At 68.7% G+C, this 21,020-nt stretch carries 19 protein-coding genes and 1 tRNA gene; 12 read left to right on the top strand and 8 right to left on the bottom strand.

The genetic code is table 11. The features are described 5' to 3' along the window. Positions 1-35: 35 nt before the first annotated feature. A complete protein-coding gene (locus MLG87_RS05055) occupies positions 36-3,122 on the top strand; it encodes a TonB-dependent receptor (RefSeq protein ID WP_243294109.1) in 3,087 nt (1,028 codons plus the stop codon). Between the two features lie 58 nt (positions 3,123-3,180). Here MLG87_RS05055 and MLG87_RS05050 read toward each other — a convergent pair whose 3' ends face one another. Continuing rightward, positions 3,181-5,604, bottom strand: coding sequence for an endonuclease MutS2 (locus tag MLG87_RS05050; protein WP_243294108.1), 2,424 nt, complete (start codon positions 5,602-5,604; stop codon positions 3,181-3,183). Positions 5,605-5,694: 90 nt separating this feature from the next. After that, on the bottom strand, positions 5,695-5,901 hold the full coding sequence (rpsU, locus tag MLG87_RS05045; protein WP_026852993.1) for a 30S ribosomal protein S21: 207 nt from the start codon (positions 5,899-5,901) through the stop codon (positions 5,695-5,697). 147 nt (positions 5,902-6,048) lie between these two features. Between rpsU and MLG87_RS05040 the strand changes: the two genes are divergently transcribed. Together MLG87_RS05040 and MLG87_RS05035 are read left to right on the top strand one after the other, a co-directional pair. Then, positions 6,049-7,989: a protein kinase domain-containing protein gene (locus MLG87_RS05040; RefSeq protein ID WP_243294107.1), complete on the top strand. Its 1,941-nt coding sequence runs from the start codon at positions 6,049-6,051 to the stop codon at positions 7,987-7,989. A gap of 87 nt (positions 7,990-8,076) precedes the next feature. Further along, the gene (locus MLG87_RS05035) at positions 8,077-8,307 is read left to right on the top strand and encodes a hypothetical protein (RefSeq protein WP_243288001.1); all 231 of its coding nucleotides are present in this window, start codon (positions 8,077-8,079) and stop codon (positions 8,305-8,307) included. Between the two features lie 52 nt (positions 8,308-8,359). Here MLG87_RS05035 and MLG87_RS05030 read toward each other — a convergent pair whose 3' ends face one another. From MLG87_RS05030 to asd, 3 genes are read right to left on the bottom strand one after another with little or no spacing between them, the layout of a single operon-like run. Further along, positions 8,360-8,611 (bottom strand): hypothetical protein, encoded by a 252-nt coding sequence (locus tag MLG87_RS05030; RefSeq protein ID WP_243288000.1) that lies wholly within the window; start codon positions 8,609-8,611, stop codon positions 8,360-8,362. Continuing rightward, positions 8,608-9,282: an SMC-Scp complex subunit ScpB gene (scpB, locus tag MLG87_RS05025; RefSeq protein ID WP_243294106.1), complete on the bottom strand. Its 675-nt coding sequence runs from the start codon at positions 9,280-9,282 to the stop codon at positions 8,608-8,610. The genes MLG87_RS05030 and scpB overlap by 4 nt, the downstream gene beginning before the upstream one ends. Continuing rightward, on the bottom strand, positions 9,279-10,211 hold the full coding sequence (gene asd, locus MLG87_RS05020) for an archaetidylserine decarboxylase (RefSeq protein WP_243294105.1): 933 nt from the start codon (positions 10,209-10,211) through the stop codon (positions 9,279-9,281). The genes scpB and asd overlap by 4 nt, the downstream gene beginning before the upstream one ends. 41 nt (positions 10,212-10,252) lie before the next feature. Here asd and MLG87_RS05015 point away from each other — a divergent pair, with 41 nt between their 5' ends. The 4 genes from MLG87_RS05015 to MLG87_RS05000 all read left to right on the top strand — a co-directional run bounded on the left by MLG87_RS05015 (position 10,253) and on the right by MLG87_RS05000 (position 13,591). Next, positions 10,253-10,912, top strand: a complete 660-nt coding sequence (locus MLG87_RS05015) for a methyltransferase family protein (RefSeq protein ID WP_243294104.1) — start codon at positions 10,253-10,255, stop codon at positions 10,910-10,912. Beyond that, the gene (locus MLG87_RS05010) at positions 10,912-11,496 is read left to right on the top strand and encodes a HutD/Ves family protein (protein ID WP_243294103.1); all 585 of its coding nucleotides are present in this window, start codon (positions 10,912-10,914) and stop codon (positions 11,494-11,496) included. The genes MLG87_RS05015 and MLG87_RS05010 overlap by 1 nt, the downstream gene beginning before the upstream one ends. Positions 11,497-11,555: 59 nt before the next feature. Further along, positions 11,556-12,704 carry an ABC transporter substrate-binding protein gene (locus MLG87_RS05005; RefSeq protein WP_243294102.1) on the top strand — a complete coding sequence of 383 codons (1,149 nt, stop codon included), beginning with the start codon at positions 11,556-11,558 and terminating at the stop codon, positions 12,702-12,704. 98 nt (positions 12,705-12,802) lie between these two features. After that, on the top strand, positions 12,803-13,591 hold the full coding sequence (locus MLG87_RS05000; RefSeq protein WP_243294101.1) for a sulfite exporter TauE/SafE family protein: 789 nt from the start codon (positions 12,803-12,805) through the stop codon (positions 13,589-13,591). Here MLG87_RS05000 and mobB read toward each other — a convergent pair. The 3 genes from mobB to MLG87_RS04985 all read right to left on the bottom strand — a co-directional run bounded on the left by mobB (position 13,579) and on the right by MLG87_RS04985 (position 15,818). Continuing rightward, positions 13,579-14,094, bottom strand: a complete 516-nt coding sequence (mobB, locus tag MLG87_RS04995) for a molybdopterin-guanine dinucleotide biosynthesis protein B (protein ID WP_243316681.1) — start codon at positions 14,092-14,094, stop codon at positions 13,579-13,581. The two genes, MLG87_RS05000 and mobB, sit on opposite strands and share 13 nt — an antisense overlap. A gap of 108 nt (positions 14,095-14,202) precedes the next feature. Continuing rightward, positions 14,203-14,293 (bottom strand) — tRNA-Ser (locus MLG87_RS04990). 76 nt (positions 14,294-14,369) lie between these two features. Further along, the gene (locus MLG87_RS04985; RefSeq protein ID WP_243294099.1) at positions 14,370-15,818 is read right to left on the bottom strand and encodes an aminoacyl-histidine dipeptidase; all 1,449 of its coding nucleotides are present in this window, start codon (positions 15,816-15,818) and stop codon (positions 14,370-14,372) included. A 198-nt stretch (positions 15,819-16,016) separates the two neighbouring features. Between MLG87_RS04985 and MLG87_RS04980 the strand changes: the two genes are divergently transcribed. From MLG87_RS04980 to MLG87_RS04960, 5 genes are read left to right on the top strand one after another with little or no spacing between them, the layout of a single operon-like run. Next, the gene (locus tag MLG87_RS04980; protein ID WP_243294098.1) at positions 16,017-16,547 is read left to right on the top strand and encodes an RDD family protein; all 531 of its coding nucleotides are present in this window, start codon (positions 16,017-16,019) and stop codon (positions 16,545-16,547) included. A gap of 2 nt (positions 16,548-16,549) precedes the next feature. Then, positions 16,550-17,236: an RDD family protein gene (locus tag MLG87_RS04975; protein WP_243294097.1), complete on the top strand. Its 687-nt coding sequence runs from the start codon at positions 16,550-16,552 to the stop codon at positions 17,234-17,236. Next, a complete protein-coding gene (locus MLG87_RS04970) occupies positions 17,233-18,180 on the top strand; it encodes a stage II sporulation protein M (RefSeq protein ID WP_243294096.1) in 948 nt (315 codons plus the stop codon). Before MLG87_RS04975 ends, MLG87_RS04970 begins: the two co-directional genes overlap by 4 nt. After that, the gene (locus MLG87_RS04965; RefSeq protein WP_243294095.1) at positions 18,177-19,835 is read left to right on the top strand and encodes a DUF4129 domain-containing protein; all 1,659 of its coding nucleotides are present in this window, start codon (positions 18,177-18,179) and stop codon (positions 19,833-19,835) included. The genes MLG87_RS04970 and MLG87_RS04965 overlap by 4 nt, the downstream gene beginning before the upstream one ends. Then, positions 19,832-20,992, top strand: coding sequence for a DUF4350 domain-containing protein (locus tag MLG87_RS04960; RefSeq protein ID WP_243294094.1), 1,161 nt, complete (start codon positions 19,832-19,834; stop codon positions 20,990-20,992). Before MLG87_RS04965 ends, MLG87_RS04960 begins: the two co-directional genes overlap by 4 nt. Positions 20,993-21,020: the final 28 nt, after the last annotated feature.

The raw sequence follows: 21,020 nt of genomic DNA, 5'->3' as shown, positions 1-21,020 counted from the left end.
ATCGGCGGCCAATTTCCCTGGCCCCAGGAGCGATCATGAACCGACGTTGGGCAACCTTCACGCTGACGGCCCTGGCCTGCGCCACGGTCGCCTCGGCCCAGACCTCCTCCACGGCCGGCGCGGTGCGCGGCGTGGTCCGGAACAAGACGGGTCAGGTGGTTCCTGGTGCGAGCCTTTCCCTGCGGAACCTGGAAACAGGTCTGGTCCGCACAGCCACCACCTCTGCCCAGGGCGAGTACCAGATCGGGCTGCTGCCGGTGGGCAGCTACGAACTCACGGTGACCGCCGCCGGCATGCGGGCCCTGAAGGACACTCGGGTCCAGGTATCCCTGGGCCAGAACACCGTCGCCAACTTCAGCCTGGACCTGGCTGAGGCCTCCGCCATGGTGGAGATCGTGGCCTCCTCCCAGACCTTGGACACCACCCAGGTGAACAGCGTCACCGCGGTGGACAGCAAGCTGGTGGAATCGCTCCCCCTGGCGGGCGGCCGCGACTTCACGGCCCTGGTGCAGCTCACGCCCGGCTCCGTCTACGACTCCGACAACAACCGCGTGTCCATGGAGGGCGCCCGGGGCATCCAGAACAATCTGACGATCGATGGCGCCTCGTACCAGTCGAACTTCTTCGGCGAACAGCGCGGCTCCACCCGCATCCCCTTTGCCTTCGGCGCCGACACCATCAAGGAACTCCAGATCATCACCAACGCCTTCGACGCCCAGTACGGCAACGCGGCGGGCGCGGTGATCAACGCCGTCTCCAAGACGGGCACCAACGAGTTCAGCGGGTCGGCCCTCTACCAGGTCCGGCCGAAGTCCCTGGTCGCCAAGATCCGGCCCGTGCCCTACGATCCGCGCGGAACCACCAACACGGACAAGGCCCTGACGAAGAACTTCACCCAGACTCAGTTCAACGTGAACGTGGGCGGTCCCATCATCAAGGACAAGCTGTTCTTCTTCGTGGGCGTCGAGACCTACAAGTACAAAGAGGACATGACGCCGGACTTCGCCATCGGCACCTCCACCTCCACGAACCTGGCGGCCTTCAACACCTTCATCGGCACCTTCGGCGGCCTGGTGATGGGGAATGACGGACGGACCCTGGCCCAGGAGGGCGGCCGCAGCTACACGAACGACCGCACCAACACCGTCTACTTCGGGCGCCTGGACTGGACCATCAACGAGAACCACCGGGCCACCCTGCGCGTGAATGCCCAAGACTGGAAGTCCGAGAACGGCACGACCTCCTTCACCAGCACCTTCGCCCCCACCACGGGTCAGACGCAGCAGGGCCTGGAGAAGAACAGCGGCCTTTCCTGGGTGGCCGAGCTGAACAGCATCTTCGGCTCGAACCTGGTGAACGAGGCCCGCATCCAGCGCGCCATCGAGCGCCGCCCCCGCTACGCCAATACCACCGCCGCCCCGGAGCTCCAGGTGAACAGCGGCTTCACGGCGGGCCAGAACAACTTCCTCCCCAACGGATTGGACGAGTACAGCTGGCAGGTCATCGACAACCTCACCTGGAGCCAGGGCGACTGGACGGTGAAGGGCGGTGTGGACCTCCAGTTCTTCGACTTCAAGAACACCTTCTTCCGCTACCAGAACGGCTCCTTCCAGTTCGGGAACTACGCCACGGCCAGCCGCTGGGCCACGGGCACCGTGGGCACCGGTGACACGCTGGTCTACCAGGGCGCCTTCAGCAACTACGGCGGGGCCATCTCCTACAAGTCCAAGCTCTTCGCCGGGTATGTCCAGGGCCAGTATCAGGGCCTCCTGGACCGCCGCCTGCTCCTCAGCCTCGGCCTCCGCGCCACCCGCGAGAACCAGCCGGACAATCCGCGTCCGAACCCGCAGTTCGCCGGGTTGGACCAGGCCAACGACGCCACGTCGTACGACCCCCGGTTCGGCTTCACCTACGACCTGAAGGGCAACGGCAAGACCCTCATCCGCGGCGGCTACGGCTGGTTCTCGAGCCCGAACGCCAGCCTCACCGTGTCCAACACGATGAACAGCAACGGGAACACCACCTCCACCTACCGGATCTCCAACGGCGCGTCCACCAACGCCCTGTTCAACTCCGGGCCCCTGTCCTACGCCAACCGCGTGTCCGGAACCACCCTCACCCGGCTCGATCCCACGCTGCTCTCGACGGTGGGCAACACCAACTCGAAGCAGGGACAGGTCTGGGATCCCCGGAATGACCTGGCCGTGGCCAAGCGCGCCGCCCTGGGTGTGGAGCACGCCTACGACAGCGGCTACACCGTGGGTATCCAGGGCGTGTATGCGAAGTTCGAGAACCTCCAGTACTTCGTCAACATCAACCTGAACCAGACCGGGGCACCCGCCGGCTCGTACTACAACGATGGCTATCCCCTCACCACCAACCAGTTCGGCGGCGCCCGGCCCGGCAAGGCCGTGGTGGCGGGTCGGGTGCTGGATTTCACCGGCTTCGGGGACGTGTTCCTCAGCCGGAACGATGGAGAAGGCAAGTACCAGGCCCTGATCCTCACGTTGTCCAAGCGGGCCGAGTCCGGATGGGGCTTCACCTCCAACGTGACCTGGTCCAAGGCCCGGGACAACAACTCCAACGAGCGCACCACCGCCAGCGCCAGTTCGGATTCCAACGTCAACAACCCGGCGGATCCCCTGGCCACCTACGCCTACAGCGACAACGACCGCCGCTGGCGCGTGGTCTTCGCTGGCTATTTCCCCGTCTACTGGGGCATCCAGGGCGCCGTGAACTTCAGCTACACCTCCGGGCGACCCTACAGTTCCTTCAACACCGGCCGCACCATCGCGGGGGTCTCCTACTCCGGCGACCTGAACGGCGACGGCGCGACGAACGACTACAGCCCCAGCACCGAGCGCAACCAGTTCCGCCAGCCCTCGGCCCGCAGCCTGGACCTGCGCCTGAGCCGGGACTTCAAGATCGCCCGCCGTTTCGAGGTGCAGACCTTCATCGACATCTTCAACCTCCCGAACTGGGCCAACCAGCGCACCACGCTGACCACCGGAACCCAGGGCAACAGCACCGTCGGCTTCGTCCCCGTGAGCGATTTCGGCTTCATCAACCTGCCCGATCGCAGCACCCGCGAGGTCCAGCTCGGCGTCCGCGCCAAGTTCTGATTCGGTTGAACCACGAGGAAGGCCCCGCGAACGCGGGGCCTTCCTCGTGGCAGGGCCCTCATTTCAAGGTGATGACTGTGGCGCCGGCGCCGCCCTGGTTCTGGGGGGCGTCCTCCACCCGCGCGATGCCGGGGTGGCCGCGCAGGGCTTCGCGGACCGCCGCCTTCAGCCTGCCGGTGCCGTGCCCGTGGACGATGCGGACGAAGCGCCGGCCCGCGGCCAGGGCCTCCTCCACGAAGCGGTAGATCTCGCTGTCCACATCGTCGCTGGCGCGGCCGATGAGGTTGATCTCGGACTCGATGTCCAGCGCCTCGGCCCGTACCCGCACCTTGCCCGTGGGCTTCGGCGCGACTTCCCGCGCGCCGATGGGCTCCAGTTCGCCCAGCCGGCACTCCAGGCGGCGTCCCTGGGGCGTCTCCAGCGTGGCCCGGTCGCCCTTGAGGGAGACGACCTTGCCCTCCACGCCCAGGCCGCGGTGGCGGGCGTAGCCGCCCTCCCGAACCTCCTTGGGGCCGGCGCTCTGCTGCGTCTTCGTCCCCCGCGGCGCCAGCTCGGCTTCCGCCAGGCGGGTGAGCTGCTTCACCCGCTCGTGGACCTCCGTGCCCAGGCGGTCGGCGTTCACCTGGGCCGTCTTCTGGCGCTCCTTCAGCTCCTTCACGAGCCGCTTGCCCTCGTGGTCGAGGAAGTCCAGCACCCGGTCCACCTTCTCCTTCGATTCCTTCTGGAAGGTCTCGCGCTCCTGGCGCAGCCTCTCCTCCCGCTGGCGGAGGATCTCCCGGTCCTTCTCGGCCGCGGCCATCTGCTGGCGCAGGGTCTCGGCCTCCTCCAGCAGGCGCGTGCGCTCGGCCTCCAGCTCCCGCAGGAAGTCCCGCCAGTCCTGCTCCCGCTTGCCCAGCACCTTGTCGGCGTGGTCCAGCACGGCCTTGGGCAGGCCCAGTTTGGCGGCGATGGTGAGGGCGCGGCTCTGGCCCGGCTGGCCCACCAGCAGGCGGTAGGTCGGGGCCAGCCGGTCCTCGTCGAACTGCACGGAGGCGTTCTGGAAGCGCGTGTGTCGCAGGGCCCACTGGCTGATCTCGCCCAGATGGGTCGAGCAGAGGATCCAGCAGCGGCGGCGCGACAGCGTCTGGAGCATGGCGATGCCCAGGGCCGCGCCCTCCTTGGGATCCGTGCCGGTGCCCAGCTCGTCCAGCAGCACCAGGCCGCCGTCATAGACATTTTCCAGGATCTTCTTCAAATGCAAGACATGGCTGCTGAAGGTCGAGAGGCTTCCCGTGATGGTCTGGTGGTCGCCGATGTCGGCATGGAGGCTGGGGAGGGCCGGGAAGCTGGAGCCTTCCTTCGCAGGCACGGCGCAGCCGCAGGCGGCCAGCACCGAGAGCAGGCCGACGGTCTTCAGGACGACCGTCTTGCCGCCGGTGTTGGAGCCGGAGATGACGAGCCCGGGCTTCTCCGCCTCCAGCACCAGGTTCAGTGGCACCACCGCGTGGGGCAGGGGCTCCAGGCCCATGGCCTCCCGCACGGCGGGCAGCAGCATGGGGTGGCGGGCCTCCAGCAGGCAGAGGCGGCCCTGTTTGGGATCTGTCTCCACGTCCGGCAGGCGCCCATCGCAGAGGGCGGCCCAGCGCAACAGGGCGAGCCCCTGGTCCGCCTGGGCCTGGAGGTCCCGCCAGCGGGCGAAGTCCTCCCGGCGGCCCCGCAGCTCCGCCAGCAGGTCCCGCAGGAAGGCCTGCACGGCCTGGGCGTAGTCGCGGTCGGCCTCCACGAAAGCGTTGTTGAGGGGCACGGCCTCCATGGGCTCGATGAAGACCGTGGCGCCGCTGCCGCTGCGGTCCAGCACCAGGCCCGGCACGAGGCTCCGTCGCTCCTGGCGCACGGGCAGGCAGAAGCGCCCGTTGCGCTCGACGATGGTGGCCTCGTTGAAGGCGTCCGGCGCGGTGCGAAGCAGCTTCTGGAGCTTGGCCTGCACGGCCTGGAAGGCGTCCTGGCGGCCGCGGTGGAGGCTGGCAAGGGCCGGGATGCGCAGGGGATCCAGGCGGCCGTCCGAGTCGAAGCTCTTCGTCAGGCGCTCCGCGATGGAGGCGGGATCGGGCAGCAGGGCCGCCGTGACCTGGAGCCGGTCGATGCCCAGGTGCGTGCCCGCCGGTGCCGGACGGGCCTCGGGCCAGGGCAGGGCGGTGAGGCTTTGCAGCAGGCGGGCCGTGGCCCGGAGGCCCTCCCGAAGCTGCCGCCAGTGCTCCGGTTGCAGCCATCCCGCGGGGTTCAGCAGCTCGTCCAGGGCCTCGTCCATGGGGAAGACCGGCAGCAGGTCCGGCGACTGCATCCAGAGGTCCTGCAGCTCCATCTGGTGCAGCCGCCGCAGGCCCGCCAGCCCGTCCCAGGGCTGCATGGCGCCCAGGGCCGCCCGCGCCGGCGCCGTGCGGGCGCCGAACTGGATCAGGCGCACCGCATCGGGGAATTCAAGGGCGTGGAGTTCGGGGTTCATGGAGCAGTCTTCAATCCTCAGGCTTCAGTCTTCAGTAAAACAAAAGGCCCGCTTCCGCGGGCCTTTTTCGAGATGAAGCGAAGCTTCATCTCAACCGATCATGCGGCGTTCCTGCGCGAGGCGCTTCAGGGTCTTCTTGCGGGCGGCGAGCATCTTGCGCTTGCGCTTGGTGCTGGGCTTCTCGTAGTGCTGGCGCTTCTTCAGCTCGCTGAGGATGCCGGACTTCTCGCACTTCCGCTTGAAGCGGCGAAGGGCGAACTCGAAGGTTTCGTCTTCTTTGACCTTGACCAAAGGCATGTGGATGCACCTCCTTTCCCGTGGATTTGGCCGCGACCTGCAGGGCAGAGTTCGGACCGAACGAAAAGTCTACTCCACCAAAGGGCTTATGGCGAGGAGGAATCCCTCCCGCTACCCTGGATCCTCACTGCTTCTTCTCGGAACCCCATGCCGCGCCCCCTTCTGCTCATTGTGGACGGCGAGTCCCTGCGGACTCCCGGCCTGGTGTCCGCCATGGAAGGCGACGGCTGGGAGATCCAGTGGATCCGCCACGACGGGACCTCGGCCTTCCTCGAGGGCGGCCAGGATCCGGACCTGCTGCTGCTGGACTCGGCGGCACCCGGAGGCACGGATGGCGACCTGGTCCAGCATCTGCGCGCCAGGAACCCGCGCCTGCCGGTGCTGGTGCTGACCGAAGGCTCCGGAAGCGGCGACAGGGCCGAGGCAGGGGTGCAGGAATACCTGGAACGGACCCGACCCGACGGCGAGATCGCCGCCATCCTCCGCCGCTACCGCCCGGAGGTCGCCAAGCTCACGACGAGCGACATCTTCGGTGACCTGCTGGCCGATCTGGAAGAGGGGCCGGGACCGGCTTCCCCGGAGGCGGAACCGAAGGTCCAGGCGGCCCACCCCCCGCTCAGCGCCGCGGAGATCTTCGGCCGCGTTATCGAAGAGGTCGAGGCCCCACCGGAACCGGCCCAGGGGAGGAACCTGGTGCGGGTGGTGCCGGCCATGGCCTTGGCGGCTGGCGCTTCCCGATCCGCGGTTCCGGCCGACGGCCCGCTGGGACCGTCGGAGTTCACGCTGAGCGGCATCTCAGGCGTCCATGATCCCTTCGCCTGGTCCGGCGGTCCGGCTGGCGCTCCCGAGGCCCCTCCCGCGCAGGAGGCCACACCGGCGGTCACGGGAACGCCCGAGGTCCTCGAGGAGTACGGGAACTACTTCCTGCTGGAGAAGATCGCCATCGGCGGCATGGCGGAACTGTTCAAGGCCCAGCAGCGGGGCGTGCAGGGCTTCCAGAAGATTGTGGCCATCAAGCGCATCCTGCCGCACTTCAGTGACAACGAGGACTTCGTCACGATGTTCATCGACGAGGCCAAGCTGGCGGCCCAGCTGACCCATCCGAACATCGCGCAGATCTTCGACCTGGGGAAGGCCGGGAATTCCTACTACATCGCCATGGAGTACGTGAACGGCCGCGACCTCCGGACCCTGCTCCGGAAGGTGCGGGAATGCGGCCACCCTTTTCCGGAGCAGGTGGCGGCCTTCGTGGTGATGAAGGTGGCCGCGGCCCTGGACTACGCCCATCGGAAGCGGGGGTTCGACGACCGGGAGCTGAAGCTGGTCCATCGGGACATCAGCCCGCAGAACGTGATCCTCTCCACCGACGGCGCGGTGAAGCTGGTGGATTTCGGCATCGCCAAGGCGGCCAGCAAGGCCAGCCACACCGTGGCCGGGGCGCTCAAGGGCAAGCTGCTCTACATGAGCCCTGAGCAGGCCACGGGCCAGGTTCTCGACAACCGCTCGGACCTCTATTCCCTCGGCCTGGTGCTCTTCGAGCTGCTCACGGGCGAGCGCTGCTTCCAGGCGGATTCGGAACTGGGTGTCCTGGAGAAGGTGCGGCTGGGCCGGGTATCCGACCTGCACACGCTGAATCCGAACGTGTCGAAGGAGATGGTGGCCATCGTGAACCGGGCGCTCCAGAAGAGCGTCGATCACCGCTACCCTTCGGCCCGCTTCATGGAGCGCGACCTGCGCGACTACCTCCAGCAGCAGGGGCCGCCCATCACCGAGCACGATGTCGCGGAGTACATGCAGGCACTGCTCAACGGCCCCCTCGAGCGTCTGGAAAGCCTCCTGGCGACGCGGTTCCCGCGCCCCGCTGGCACCACGAGCGGCATGCAGCAGATCCTGGGCCTCAGGACGGAGACCGCCGTCCGGATGGCCCCGGCCCCTGGGGCCGGCGAGTCGTTCGAACCGGTCCTGGAGCCCCTCGAGGCCCTCGAACCCATCGAAGAGATGCCCTCCCGGCCCCGCTGGATGCTGCCGGTGATCCTGGGGCTCGCGGTGATCCTGGTGATCCTCCTGGCCATCGCCCGCTGGTCCTGAGCCTCCGGTCCTGAGCCGGTGGCCCCGGACCCTGGACCCGGATAAGATCAGCTTTTCCGAACAGACTTGAAGCCCCCGGGAGTACCCATGGATCTGAGCCAGGATCAGAAGGCCTTCTACGAGACCACCCGCGAGCGCTGCCGCTCCGAGGTGTCCCAGATCAACAACACCATCGCCTCCGAAGTGCAGCGCGTGAAGGATCTGCTCACCAGCCTGAGCAACCGCAAGACCGCCGTGCTCCAGATGTACGGCGCCGCCTGCGAAGTGCTGGGCGAAGAGAACGACCTCGCCGAAGAGTCCATCGATATCGAGTTCTAGCTGTCAGCTATCAGCTGTCAGTTACTGATGGCTGACAGCTGACAGCCGATAGCTATCCATGAATCCGCATCAGCGGGGCGGCGCACTTCTGGCAGTTGCTCTGGTGCGGGGGGTTCTTCTTCCCGCAGTGGCTGCACACGAGGATCTGGGCCCGCTTGCGGCGCCAGATGCGCAGGTAGAGGACACCGAGGAGCACGATCAGCAGGCAGCCCTTCTGCCAGGACTGGAGCACGAAGCCGGTGGGGCTTTCGACCTTCGGCTTCTCCGGGTGCTCCTGGAGGCTGAGGGTGGTGGGCTGGCTCATGGTTCGGCCCCTTCGTCCGGCAGGTCCTCGATCATCTCCATGGCCCCTTCGCCGAAGAGGCCGTCCTCGGGAAGCGGGGGTTCCAGCGAGGCCAGGGCCTGGGCCTCCAGGCGCGCTTCCCCGAAGTCCTCCAGCTGCGGCAGGTCATGCAGGCTCTTCAGGCCGAAGTGCAGCAGGAAGGCCTGGGTGGTGGCGTACATCATGGGCCGGCCCACCACGGGCTTGCGTCCCGCGGGCGTGATGAGCTGCCGCTCCATGAGGCTCTTCACCTGGTTGGCGCTGCTGGTGACGCCGCGGATGGCGTTCAGCTCCGTGATGGTGACGGGCTGGCGGTAGGCGATGATGGCCAGCGCCTCGATCTGCGCCGGCGTGAGCTTGCCGCTACGGGTGGTGGTCACCAGCCGCGCGACCATCTCCTTGTAGAGCGGGCTGGTGGCCATGCGCCAGCCGCCGCCGACCTCCAGGAGGCGCAGACCGCAGGAGCCGCCCAGCCGCTCCTGCAGCTTCTCGATGCCCTGCTGGAGGGCGCCGTCGCCCAGGCCCGTCAGCTCGCGCAGGCGAGGCAGGTCCAGCACCTCGCCAGCGGCGGTGAACAGGGCCTCCAGGGCGCCCGGCAGGTCGCCGCCCTCCTCCCAGAGGGGATCCTGATGGAAGAGGTCGGATTCGTTCACCGATAGGCTCCCAATCGCTGTCCCACCTTCACAGTCCCTTCCGCACGGAGCGGCGCCCAATCCTTGGCTCTGGGGCCGCCCACGAGCAGCACCACGGTGGAGCCGAATTCGAAGGTGCCGAGGTCCTCACCCGGCAAGCAGGGCAGCAGGTTCACGGGGAATCCGCCATCCCTCGGCAGGGCCCGGCCCCCGAGCCAGCGGTCGTCGATGACCACGCCGCCCACGTGGGTGGCGCCCACCAGCACCGCGGCCACCTCCAGCCCCTCGCAGGCGCCCGCACCCAGGGCCGTCCACACGGCCCGGCGGTTGCGCTCATAGAGGCGCGGGACGCTGGCGGTGCTGGCGTCGTTCACGGGCCAGAGCTCGCCCTCCACGCGGCTGACGGCCGTGACCCGGCCCTCCAGCGGCACGTGGATGCGATGGTAGTCCTTGGGCGAAAGGTAGAGCGTGAGGTAGTGGCCGCCCTCGAAGCGCTCCGCCCCGCGCTCGTGCTTCAGGAGCTCCGCCACGCGGTAGGTGAGGCCCTTGGCCTGGATGGCCGTGCCCGACGTGATGCGGCCGCTGGCGATGATGCGGGCGTCCACGGGGCTGTTCAGGAATCCGGGAGCGGCCGCCTCCTGGGGCCGGAGACCCGGCTTGAGGCGGCGGGTGAACAGGGCCTGGAGGCTGGGGTAGTCGGCGAGGGGCCGCTCCGCCTCGGCCAGGTCGATGCCGTAGTGGCCCGCGAAGCGCCCCAGCAGGGGCTCACGCCAGGAGGCCGGCAGAGTGCGGGTGGCGGCCCAGCCCACGACCTTCGATCCCAGCTTCTTGGGGTAGAGGCCCAGGATCCGCAGGGACAAGGGCCCCGGGGTCCAGACCAGCACGTAGACCGCCCAGACCAGGACGAGGACAAGCGCCAGGCGCGCCGGTGGGGGCCATGAGAGGTGCATGCCCCAAGGATACCCCGGCATCCCTTGGTCCTGGAGGGGCGGTGTCCCACAATCGTTCCATGGGTCCCGAGACCGCCATGCCGATCGCGCTGTCCCTGCTGTGGGCGGCCTATGGCGCCCTCCACTCCCTGCTGGCGTCCACGGGTTTCAAGCGGGCCGCGGCGGCGCGATTTCCGCGTGGAATGCCCGGCTACCGCTTGGTCTACAACCTGGTCGCCACCCTGGCCCTCCTCCCGATCCTGTGGGTCCTGGCGCGCCATCCTGGGCCGTGGGTCTGGCGCTGGCACGGGCCCCTGGCCTGGGTCATGAACGGCGCGGCGCTCCTGGCCGCGGTCCTGCTGCTGTCCGGTTCCGGCTACGATCTGGCGGAATTCCTCGGCTTCCGCCAGCTGCGGGAGGGGCGGACGGCAGGCGAGGACACGGAACCTTTCCGCATCTCCGCCCTCCATCGCTTCGTGCGCCACCCCTGGTACTGCCTGTCGCTGGTGATCCTGTGGACGCGGGACATGAGCCTGTCGCTCCTGGTGTCGGCCCTGTGGATCACCGCCTACATCGCTCTCGGCGCCCGGTTGGAGGAGCGGAAGCTCCTCGCGCGGTTCGGACCTGCCTACCGGGGCTACATGGCGCGGGTGCCCGGGCTCGTGCCCCGGCCCTGGAAGATCCTGAGCCGGGACGAGGCTCGCCGATTGGGCGGGGCGTGATGGCCTGGCGATGGACCCGCCCCTCGGAAGGGCGCCTCGTGCCCTGGAAGAACGGCGGGGGAACCACACTGGAACTGGCGGTGGAGCCACCGGATGGCTCGCTGGCCACGGGATTCCGCTGGCGCCTCAGCTCCGCGGAGGTGGCTTCTTCCGGACCCTTCTCCGCTTTCCCGGGCCTCGAACGGTGGCTGTGGCTGCTGGACGGTCCCGGCTTCGACATCGACTTCGGCGCCCGGGGGCGGGCGGACCTCCACGTTCCCCTGGCCCCGCTGCGCTTTCTGGGGGAATGGCCGGCGGAGGCCACCCTGCTCAATGGGCCGTCGGTGGATCTCAACCTGATGGTGGACCCGGGGATGTACCGCGTGGTGACGGAAACCCTTCGCCTGGAGACCTCCCAGGTGGTGGTTCCCGCCGGAGGGACCACGCTGCTGTTCGTCGCCCAGGGCACGGTGGCGGTACCCGCGCTGGGAATGCACCTGGGCCGCAGGCACCTGCTCCGCCTGGAGGGGGAGGCAGGTGCCTTGCCCCTGGCACCGGGCCTGGGCGGGGCCTCCGTCATTCGGATCGACCTCAACCTCATCTGACCGCCGCGTCCGTGGTAGGGTGGCACCCACCAAACCAACCCAAACTGTCGGAGGTGCCCATGACCAAGAGGATCTTGTCCTCGCTGATGGCGTTCGGACTCGCCCTGCAGGCGCAGACGCCCGTGAAGATCGGCGTCATCAACTGTGCCACGGGCACCCAGGCGCCCATCGGCGAATACATGAGCAACGGCTACAAGCTGGCCATGGAGGACCTCCAGAAGAAGGGCATCAAGGTCGAGCTGGTCACGGAGGACGACACGGGCAAGCCCCAGGTCTCCATGTCGGCCCTGGAGAAGCTGGTGACCCGCGACCGCGTGGCCGCCGTGGTGGGGCCCTACAGCTCCGCCTGCGCCAACGCCGTGTCCAAGCTGGCCGAGAAATACCGGGTGCCCCTGCTGGTGCCCGTGGCCTCCAAGGAGGACATCACCCGGCAGAACCAGAAGTACGTCTTCCGCCTCAGCGCCACCACCGAGGACTACGCCTCCATCCTCATCTCCATGGCCCAGAAGCTGGGCAAGCCAAAGACCATGGCCATCCTGAACGAGAACACCGACTTCGGCACCTCAGGTGCCAAGTCCGCCAAGGCCTACGCGGCCCAGGTGGGCATCCAGGTGGTGATGGAGGAGGCCTACGCAGCGGGCTCGCCGGACTACCGTTCCACCCTGGCGAAGGTCAAGGCGGCCAAGCCTGATCTGGTCTTCATGGTGTCCTACGTGGCCGATGGCATCCTGCTCATGCGCCAGGCGCGCGAAGTGGGCCTCCAGCCCCAGGCCTTCCTGGGCGCGGGCGCGGGCTTCGCCTCCTCCGAGTTCGCGCGGGAGCAGGCCATCTCCCACGGCGTGTTCTCCAGCACCCAGTGGACCACCGACGTGAACTGGCCCGGCGCCAAGGACTTCGGGACGCGCTACAAGGCCAAGTTCGGCAAGGCCGAGGTGCCCTACCATGCCGCCAACGCCTACGCCTCGATGATGGTCATGGCGGAGGCCGCGGCCAAGGTGGGTGGCGACCGCGAGAAGCTGCGCGCCGAGCTGCGCGGCGGCCACTGGAACGGCATCATGGGCGACGTCCGGTTCATCGACTACAGCGGCTACACGAACCAGAACAAGCACCAGATGCTGGTGGAGCAGATCCAGAACGGCAAGCACGAAACGGTGTGGCCTCCCCAGTACGCCACGAAGAAACCGATCTATCCCTTCAAGTGGAAGTGAACACCGCTTGAGACGCTCCCAGAGCCTGTCGCACACTCCTTTCCACCGGTCCCAGGGAGTGTGTGACAGGCTCTGTGGCGCCTGTCATCTTAGGTTGTATGCACATCGGACACGCGCTCACCGTCATGGCCGCGGCCTTCGCCGCTGGCGCCATCAACTCCATCGCGGGGGGCGGCACGCTGGTGTCCTTCCCTTCGCTGCTGGGCATCGGGCTCACGGGCCAGCAGGCCAATGTGACGAGCACGCTGGCCCTGTGGCCCGGCTCCATCGGCGGGTTCTGGGGCCACCGCGAGGATCTGGTCGGCATCCGGGAGTTCGCCATCCGGCTGATGCCGCCCTCCCTGCTGGGCGGCGCGCTGGGCGCCTGGCTCATGCTGGTCACGCCCCAGAAGGTCTTCGACAACCTCGTGCCCTGGCTGATCCTGGTGGCCACGATCCTGCTGGCGGCCAATGACCCCGTCAACAAGCTGCTGAAGAAGATGGGAAGCCACAACCGCACGCCCGGATGGTGGGTTTTCGCCATGATCTTCCAGTTCATCGTGGGCATCTATGGCGGCTACTTCGGCGCGGGCATCGGCATCCTTATGCTGGCGGCGCTGAGCCTCCTGGGCCTCACGGACATCCACCAGATGAACGGACTCAAGAACCTGCTGGCCCTGTGCATCAACGGCATCGCCATCTTCGCCTTCCTGGCCATGGAGTTCCTGCGGCACCCCGGCAACGTCCAGTGGGCCCTCGTCGGCATCATGGCCGTGGCCGCGGGCCTGGGCGGCCTCTTCGGCTCCCACATGGCCCACCGCGTCGGCCGCAAGACTGTGCGCGTCGGTGTCGTCTCCATCGGCTTCATCCTCTCGGCCTGGTACTTCTACAAGCACTACATGGCCTGAGGAGGCGTCCGCAGGCCCGTGTGGGCGAGGATGAACTCGGCGACGGCGGATGGATCGTTCAGGTCCAGCACGGGGATCTTCAGCCCGGGCAGCGGGCGGTCGCTGGCCACAGCCACGATGCCCGGATCCTCGGGGCAGAGCAGGGGCTTGCCCTCGGACTCGCGGTGGATCTCCAGCTTGGGGTGCGAGTGGGTCTTGAAGCCCTCGATGAGGAGCAGGTCCACGGGCGTCATGCGCTCGATCAGGGACTCGATGCTGGGTTCGGGCTCTTCCCTGGATTCATGCATCAGCACCCAACGCGAGGAGGTCACCACCAGCACCTCCGACGCCCCGGCCTCCCGGTGCCGGAATGAGTCCTTTCCCGGCTTGTCCACGTCGAAGCGGTGGTGCGCGTGCTTCATCGTCGAGACCTTCAGCCCCGCCTTTCTGAGAAGCGGCAGCACCTCGACCACCAGGCTGGTCTTCCCGCTGCCGCTCCAGCCGACGATGCCCATGACCTTCATGGCGAAGCCCTCCGGTTCCATGATGGCGCGTTCGCGGCGGAGATTCAGTGACTTCGAATCCCCCACGCTCCGCGCCAAATAAGTGCGCCCGCCGAGGGCGGGCGCTTTTGGCGGAGAGTGGGGGATTCGAACCCCCGAACGGCTTTTGACCGTTACACGATTTCCAATCGTGCTCCTTCAGCCACTCGGACAACTCTCCCGTGGCTCCGCTGATGGGCGGAAGCAGCAAGGTTATCATGGCCCTTGGCTTGAGCCAAGGGCCATGAATGGCCGGGTTACACGGTCTCGAGGACGGCCACGAGCAGCTTCCAGAAGTTGCCCACGGAAGGCACGCTCACATGTTCGTCGGGGGTATGGACATCCCACATGCTGGGGCCGAAGGACACCATCTCCATCTGGGTGTATTTCTCGCCGATGAGGCCGCACTCCAGGCCGGCGTGGATGGCCATGATCTCCAGGGGTTTGCCGAACACCTTCTGGTTGGTCTCGTTGACGATCTTCACCAGCGAGGCCTTGGGCTCGGGCTTCCAGCCGGGGTAGCCGCCGGTGACGTGGGACTCGAAGCCGCCCAGGGCGCAGGTGGCGGCGATGCGCTCAGACAGCGCGGTCTTGGAGGCGTTGATGGAGCTGCGGGTGAGCAGGTTCACTTCCACCTCGCCCTCGCGGGTCTCGATCACGCCCATGTTGGTGGAGGTCTGCACCAGCCCGGGGATGTCGGGGCTCATGGCTTCGACACCGTGGGGCAGGGCCAGCAGCAGGCGGATCAGAGCCTCGGCGTCGGCGGCGGACATGGCCTGGGTGCCTTCCCCGGCTTCGAGGGCCAGGTGCAGGCCGGGGTCGAAGGCGCCCAGGGCGGCGCGCCAGTGGGCCTCGTGGGCCGCGAGGGCGGTCTTGAAGGCCTGTTCCTGCGCGGGATCCAGGAAGAGCTGGGCTGAGGCCTCGCGGGGGATGGCGTTGCGCTTGTTGCCGCCCTTGATGCCGGCCAGGGCGAAGCTGAAGTCCACCTTCAGGGCGCCCAGGATCTGGGCGAGGATCCGGATGGCATTGCCGCGGCCCGCGTGGATGTCGATGCCCGAGTGCCCGCCCTTGAGGCCGAACACCTTCAGGCGGTAGGCGCGGGCGCCCGCGGGCGGCGCCATGCGCGTGAGCTTGCGGGTGGCGATGGTGTCCTCGCCGCCGGCGCAGCCGATGGTGAGGTAGCCCTCTTCCTCGCTGTCGAGGTTGAGGAGGTACTTGGCCTTGAGGCGGCCCGGCTGGAGGCCGTTGGCGCCGGTCAGGCCCGTCTCCTCGTCGATGGTGATGAGGATTTCCAGGGGGCCGTGGGCGATGTCCTTGCTGGCGAGGACTGCCAGGGCGGCGCTCACGCCGATGCCGTTGTCGGCGCCGAGGGTGGTGCCGGTGGCGCGGAGGAGGTCGCCGTCCAGCCGGACCTTGATGGGATCCTTGAGGAAGTCATGGCCCGTGCCCTCGTTCTGCTCGCAGACCATGTCCACGTGGGCCTGGAGGCAGGTGGTGGGCCGGCCTTCCTTCCCGGGGGTGGCCTTCTTCCGGATGATCACGTTGCCGACTTCGTCGCGCTCCACCTCGCAGCCCAGGGCCTTCGCCTGGTCCGCCACCCAGGCCGCGGCGGCCGCTTCGTTCTTGGATCCGCGGGGGATCTTCGACAGCCCCAGGAAGTAGGACCAGATCGTCTTCGGTTCGAGGGATTCGAGCAACGCGTCCACAGAGCCTCCAAGGGGTGCCCACCCAGAGTACAGGTGGCCTCCACCGGTCCCCCGTGACGGCGGTCACTTCACGGGCGCCCCCCTGGGCCAGCTTCGGATCGGAATGATCAGGCCGAATTCCGCGCCGCCCGGGCGGTTTTGGAAGGCATTCGCCGGGGATATTGGATAGCCTTAGGAACCCCTCCGAGCGAGCGCGACATGACCGAATTCAATCCGTACGAGGCTCCGTCCGCGGTCGTCGCGGATCTTGTCGATCCGGAAACCCTGGAGCTGGCCGACCGCGGCACGCGCCTCGGCGCCAAGCTCCTGGACGGCCTCATCATGGGCGGGGGATTCGCCGTCATCGGGATCCTGGCCGCCATCTTCATTCCGGCCTTCCTGTCTCAGCGGACTGGCGGCGCGCCTCCCACGGCGTTCTTCATCGTGTTCGCCGTGCTGGGGGGAGGCCTGCTCCTGGCCCTGATGATCTGGAACCTCATCTGGCTCAGCCGCTACGGCCAGACCATCGCCAAGCGCATCCTCCGCATCCGGATCGTCCGGAGCGATGGCGAGCCCGTGGGCATGGGACGGCTGCTGGGGCTCCGGATCATCCTCATGTGGGTGCTCGAGTCGATTCCGCTGCTGGGACCCTTGTTCTCGCTGGTCAACGCCTGCTTCATCTTCCGGGATGATCGGCGCTGCATCCACGACCTCATCGCCGACACCATCGTGGTCAAGGTGACCGACTAGCCTTGCCGCCCGTCGACACTGTCCGGACCATCGAGACACCCGAGGGCATCGAGCTGCACCTCCGTCCAGCGGGCCCCGTGGCCCGCTTCTGGGCCTTTTTCGTGGACCAGGCCGTGGTGTGGATGGGCCTGATGTTCGCCGGGATCGCCCTCGCCTTCCTGGGGCCGCTGGGGCTGGGGCTCTGGTTCATCCTGGTCTTCCTGGCCCAGTGGCTCTACCCCGTCTTCTTCGAGGTCCTGGGGGGCGGCCGCACCCTCGGCAAGCGCTGGCTGAACCTGCGGGTCCTGCGGACGGATGGGCGTCCCATCGGCTGGGGACCCAGCCTCATCCGGAACCTGCTGCGGATCGTGGACGGCCTGCCCGGGGCCTACACGGTCGGCCTGGTGAGCATCCTCCTCACCCGCGACTTCCAGCGCATCGGCGACATTGTGGCTGGCACGCTCGTGGTGCACGAGGAGGCCGGGGTCCAGGCCCCCGTCCTTCCGGCGGCCGAGCCCCTGGCGCCTGCCCTGGCGCTGACCCTCGAGGAGCAGTCGGCGATCCTGGCGTTTGCCGAGCGGAGCGCGGGCCTGACGGCGTCCCGGAGCGAGGAGCTCGCGGACGTGCTGGACCCCCTCACGGGCAGCCGGGGAGCGGGCGGCGTCAAGGCCGTGCTCGGCATGGCCCGCTACTTGTGGGGCGGCCGATGAGGCAGCAGCGGTTCGAGCAGGAGAACCGGTCCCTCTGGGAGGATCTGCGAGGTTGGCTCGACGAGCGGGCCACCCTGGGCGTGGAGGAGGTCCCCTCGGCCTATCGCCGGCTGTGCCACCACCTTTCCGTGGCTCGGGAGCGCCACTACAGCCCGGCCCTCGTCGAGCGGCTGCAGCAGCTCGCGCTCCGCCTCCACCAGCGGATCTACGGCGAGCGCGGCGAGGGGGTGCCGGCGGCGCTCCGGTTCCTCTGGGGCGAGCTGCCTCGGCAGGTGCGGGCGGAGTGGCGGCTGGTGGCCGTGTCGAGCCTGCTGTTCTTCGGCCCCTGGATCGCGGCCTTCCTGGTCGTGCGGGCCCAGCCCAACCTGGTGCACCTGATGCTGAGCCCCGAGGAGGCGGCCAAGTACGTGCAGATGTACGATCCGAAAACCCCCGTCGCCGGCGCCATGGGCGCCACGCGCGACGTCATGATGTTTGGGTTCTACATCCTCAACAACATCGGCATCGACTTCCAGACCTTCGCGTCGGGCCTGCTCGCGGGGGTCGGCCCCCTCTTCTTCCTGCCCTTCAACGGCCTCCACGGGGGCACGGTGATGGCCCACCTCACCAATCAGGGCCTGACGGCCACCTTCTACGGCTTCATCAGCGGCCACAGTTCCTTCGAGCTGATGGGCGCCGTGCTCAGCGGGGCGGGGGGCCTGCGGATGGGTTTCGCCCTCATGCATCCCGGACGCCGGTCGCGCCTCGCGGCCCTCCGGGAGGGCGCCCGGCAGGGCTCTCGCCTCCTCTTCGGTGCCGTCGCGCTCACGTTCCTGGCCGCCTGCTTCGAGGGGTTCTGGTCCGCGAACACCCTCGTGCCCTGGAAGGTCAAGGTGGGCGTGGGGATCCTATTCTGGATCCTCCTCTCCTCGTGGTTCCTGCTGGCCGGGCGGAGGGGCGAATGAAGCCGGGCGCCATGGGATTCGTCCCCAGGACGCGCGCGGCCATGGAGGCGGCGGATCTCGGCCTGAGCCTCCTCCAGGCCCACTGGAGGCCGGTGGCGAGGGTATGGGGGCTGCAGCTGGGCTTCCTTCTGGCGCTGCTCCTGCCCTTCCTGCACCAGACGCCTCTCTGGATCCTCGCGGCCCTCTGGTGGCTGAAACCCTGGCTGGACCGGGGCGTCCTGTTCGTCCTCAGCCGGGCGGTGTTCGGCCAGCCCGCCTCCGTGTGGGACTTCCTGGGAGAGTGGCGGAGCGTCCACCGGCGGGGGCTGGTGGCGGGCCTGCTCTGGCGGCGCCTCTCCCCCATGCGCAGCTACGTCCTGCCCGTCTCCCAGCTGGAGGGGCTCCGGGGCGCCGGGTACCGCCGCCGGGCCCGGGTGCTCACCCGGAAGGGCGGCGGCACGGGCTTCCTCCTCACCTGTTCGGGCTGGGCCTTCGCCCTCCTCACCGCCGTAGGGTTCATCGCCCTGCTCCAGGCCATGATGCCCGCGGGGAGCCGGGTGCAGGTGTGGGATGGATTCAACAACCCGGGACTGGGCTTCCAGTGGTTCCTGCTGGGCGTCGGCCTGCTGGCACTCACCCTGACGGAGCCCCTCTTCGTGGCGGGCGGCTTCGGCCTCTACCTCAACCGCCGGACCCACCTGGAGGGTTGGGACCTGGAGCTGGCCTTCCGGCGCCTGGCCGCCCGGCTGGCCGCCCCCCTGGGCCTGGCGCTGCTTCTGGCTTGGGCCATGCCCCTCCGGCTGGCCGCCCAGGTACCCGCCCCGGATCCAATTGCCCAGGCGCCCGTCCAGGCACCCGTCCAGGCACCCGACCAGGAGCTGGCTCCCGAAGCGTCCGAAGACGCGCCTCCGGCCATCCCGCAACCCGGCACGCAATCTGACTCGAAACCCGGGCCGCAACCCTCGCCCCGGCCGGCCGAAGGCCCGCTCCGACCCGACGATGAGGCGCACCGGCGGGCCCAGCGGATCCTCGAGCAGGACCCCGCCTTCAAGCACACGAAGGAGGTCCGCACCCTGAGCTACGAGCCCACGGGCCGGGAGCCCCGATGGCTCCGGAGCCTCCTCGACTACCTCTTCGCGAAGGAGGAGCCGGCCCAACCCGCGAAGCCCCAGAACCTCGATTTCCTGAAGCGGATGTGGGATCTGCTGGCGCTGGTGGGCAAGGTGGTGCTGGTGGGCGGCCTGCTCGCCTTCGTCCTCTGGCTGGTGTACCGGTTCCGCCACCGCCTGGGCCTGCCCCTCGTCGAGGCGAAGGCCTGGGAGGCGCCCGAGGCCGTCGCCGGCCTGGACATCCGCCCGGAGAGCCTTCCGCCCGATGTGCCCGAAGCGGCCCGGAACCTGTTTCTCCGGGGCGAAGCCCGGGCGGCCCTGGCCCTTCTCTACCGGGGAGCCCTGGCCGAGCTCGTGCACCGCCGGGCCATGGAGATCCCCGCCAGCGCCACGGAAGGGGACTGCCTGAGGGCGGCCGAGGGCCACCTCGAGGAGGGCCCCGCCAGCGCGTTCCACCTGCTGACCGCCACCTGGCAGCGGCTGGCCTACAAGAACGAAGCCCCCACCCGCGATGCGTTCGAGGACCTCTGCGTCGCCTGGCCCGCGGCCTTCGGGGGAAGGCCATGAAGGTGGCCGGCCGCGTCCTGCTCGGGCTCCTGGCGCTCCTCGTGGCCGGCGGGCTGGTCATCGCCTGGATGAGCCGCCATTCCTTCCGGCGCGTCCCGAAGGAGATCGAAGTGGGGCTCCGCGGAGAGGCCCTGGAGAATCCCACCCTGCTGCTCCAGAAGTGGCTGGAGGCCGAGGGCGGGCCGGTGGTCCGCAAGGGCGGGGAGCTGCTGGCGACCGAGCTGCCGGAACACGGGGTGCTCATCCTCCTGCAGCTCAGCCAGCCCATGACGCCCGCGGAAATCGAGGCGGTGCTGGCCTGGGTCCGGCGGGGCGGGCACCTGCTGACCGATGGCACGGCCGGGCCCTTCAACGATGCCCGCGGCCTGGCGGCCTTCCACAAGGCCATCGGGGTCACCCTCCGGGACGCGAGCCCCGATGGCCTCGATATCCTGGCGCCGGGCCAGCAGATCGGCACCGACACCTTCCACAAGGGCGAAGTGCCCTACCGGTTGCGGCGGACCGCACGCTGGCGCCTGGTGCCTGATCACCCGGAGGCCTGGGACTACACCCTCGGCCATGAGGGCCAGTACGTGCTGCTCACGCGGGAGGAGGGCCAGGGGCGCCTCTCCCTCACCCCGGACCTGAACTTCGTTTACCGGCGCTCCCTGGCGGACCTCGACCACGCCGCCTACCTGCAGCGGCTCCTCGCGCTCCGGCCGGGCCGGGGGACGGTGGTGGTCTGGTCCCGCCCCGTCGAGCTCTCCCTCTTCACCTGGCTGTGGTCCCACGCCAAGGAGCCCGTGCTGGCCCTGCTCCTCCTGGTGGGAGCCTGGGTCTGGCGGGGCTGGCCGCGCTTCGGGCCGCTGCTGCCGGAGCCCCTGCCCCGGCGCCGCTCCCTGCTGGAGCACCTCGCCGCCAGCGCGCGGCTGGTGTGGCGGGGCGGGGCGGGGGAGGTCCTGGTGGCGCGCACCCGGGAGGCCCTCGTGAAGCAGGCGCAGCGCCGGAACCCCGCCTTCGGCTCCCTGGACCTCGGGGCGAAGTCGGAGTGGCTGGCCCAGGCCACGGGCGCCAGTACCGACGCCATCGGCGCCGCCCTCGATGACCGCCCCGGCGTCTCCGCCCATCAGCTCGCCCAGGATCTGGTCACGCTCGAACGGCTCCGCCAGCGCCTCTGAACCGCCTTCCCCTTCCATCCCAGGATTC

The sequence above is a fragment of the Geothrix mesophila genome (assembly GCF_022808835.1).
In the GTDB taxonomy this organism is placed as follows: Bacteria; Acidobacteriota; Holophagae; order Holophagales; family Holophagaceae; genus Geothrix; species Geothrix paludis.
Note: the sequence above shows the minus strand (reverse complement) of the source record. Positions and strands in the feature narration are given on the sequence as shown.

Coding starts and splice junctions, on each gene's coding strand:
- MLG87_RS05055 (WP_243294109.1), top strand. CDS start 36: ATGAACCGACGTTGGGCAACCTTCACGCTGACGGCCCTGGCCTGCGCC.
- MLG87_RS05050 (WP_243294108.1), bottom strand. CDS start 5,604: ATGAACCCCGAACTCCACGCCCTTGAATTCCCCGATGCGGTGCGCCTG.
- rpsU (WP_026852993.1), bottom strand. CDS start 5,901: ATGCCTTTGGTCAAGGTCAAAGAAGACGAAACCTTCGAGTTCGCCCTT.
- MLG87_RS05040 (WP_243294107.1), top strand. CDS start 6,049: ATGCCGCGCCCCCTTCTGCTCATTGTGGACGGCGAGTCCCTGCGGACT.
- MLG87_RS05035 (WP_243288001.1), top strand. CDS start 8,077: ATGGATCTGAGCCAGGATCAGAAGGCCTTCTACGAGACCACCCGCGAG.
- MLG87_RS05030 (WP_243288000.1), bottom strand. CDS start 8,611: ATGAGCCAGCCCACCACCCTCAGCCTCCAGGAGCACCCGGAGAAGCCG.
- asd (WP_243294105.1), bottom strand. CDS start 10,211: ATGCACCTCTCATGGCCCCCACCGGCGCGCCTGGCGCTTGTCCTCGTC.
- MLG87_RS05010 (WP_243294103.1), top strand. CDS start 10,912: ATGGCCTGGCGATGGACCCGCCCCTCGGAAGGGCGCCTCGTGCCCTGG.
- MLG87_RS05005 (WP_243294102.1), top strand. CDS start 11,556: ATGACCAAGAGGATCTTGTCCTCGCTGATGGCGTTCGGACTCGCCCTG.
- MLG87_RS05000 (WP_243294101.1), top strand. CDS start 12,803: ATGCACATCGGACACGCGCTCACCGTCATGGCCGCGGCCTTCGCCGCT.
- mobB (WP_243316681.1), bottom strand. CDS start 14,094: ATGAAGGTCATGGGCATCGTCGGCTGGAGCGGCAGCGGGAAGACCAGC.
- MLG87_RS04980 (WP_243294098.1), top strand. CDS start 16,017: ATGACCGAATTCAATCCGTACGAGGCTCCGTCCGCGGTCGTCGCGGAT.
- MLG87_RS04970 (WP_243294096.1), top strand. CDS start 17,233: ATGAGGCAGCAGCGGTTCGAGCAGGAGAACCGGTCCCTCTGGGAGGAT.
- MLG87_RS04965 (WP_243294095.1), top strand. CDS start 18,177: ATGAAGCCGGGCGCCATGGGATTCGTCCCCAGGACGCGCGCGGCCATG.
- MLG87_RS04960 (WP_243294094.1), top strand. CDS start 19,832: ATGAAGGTGGCCGGCCGCGTCCTGCTCGGGCTCCTGGCGCTCCTCGTG.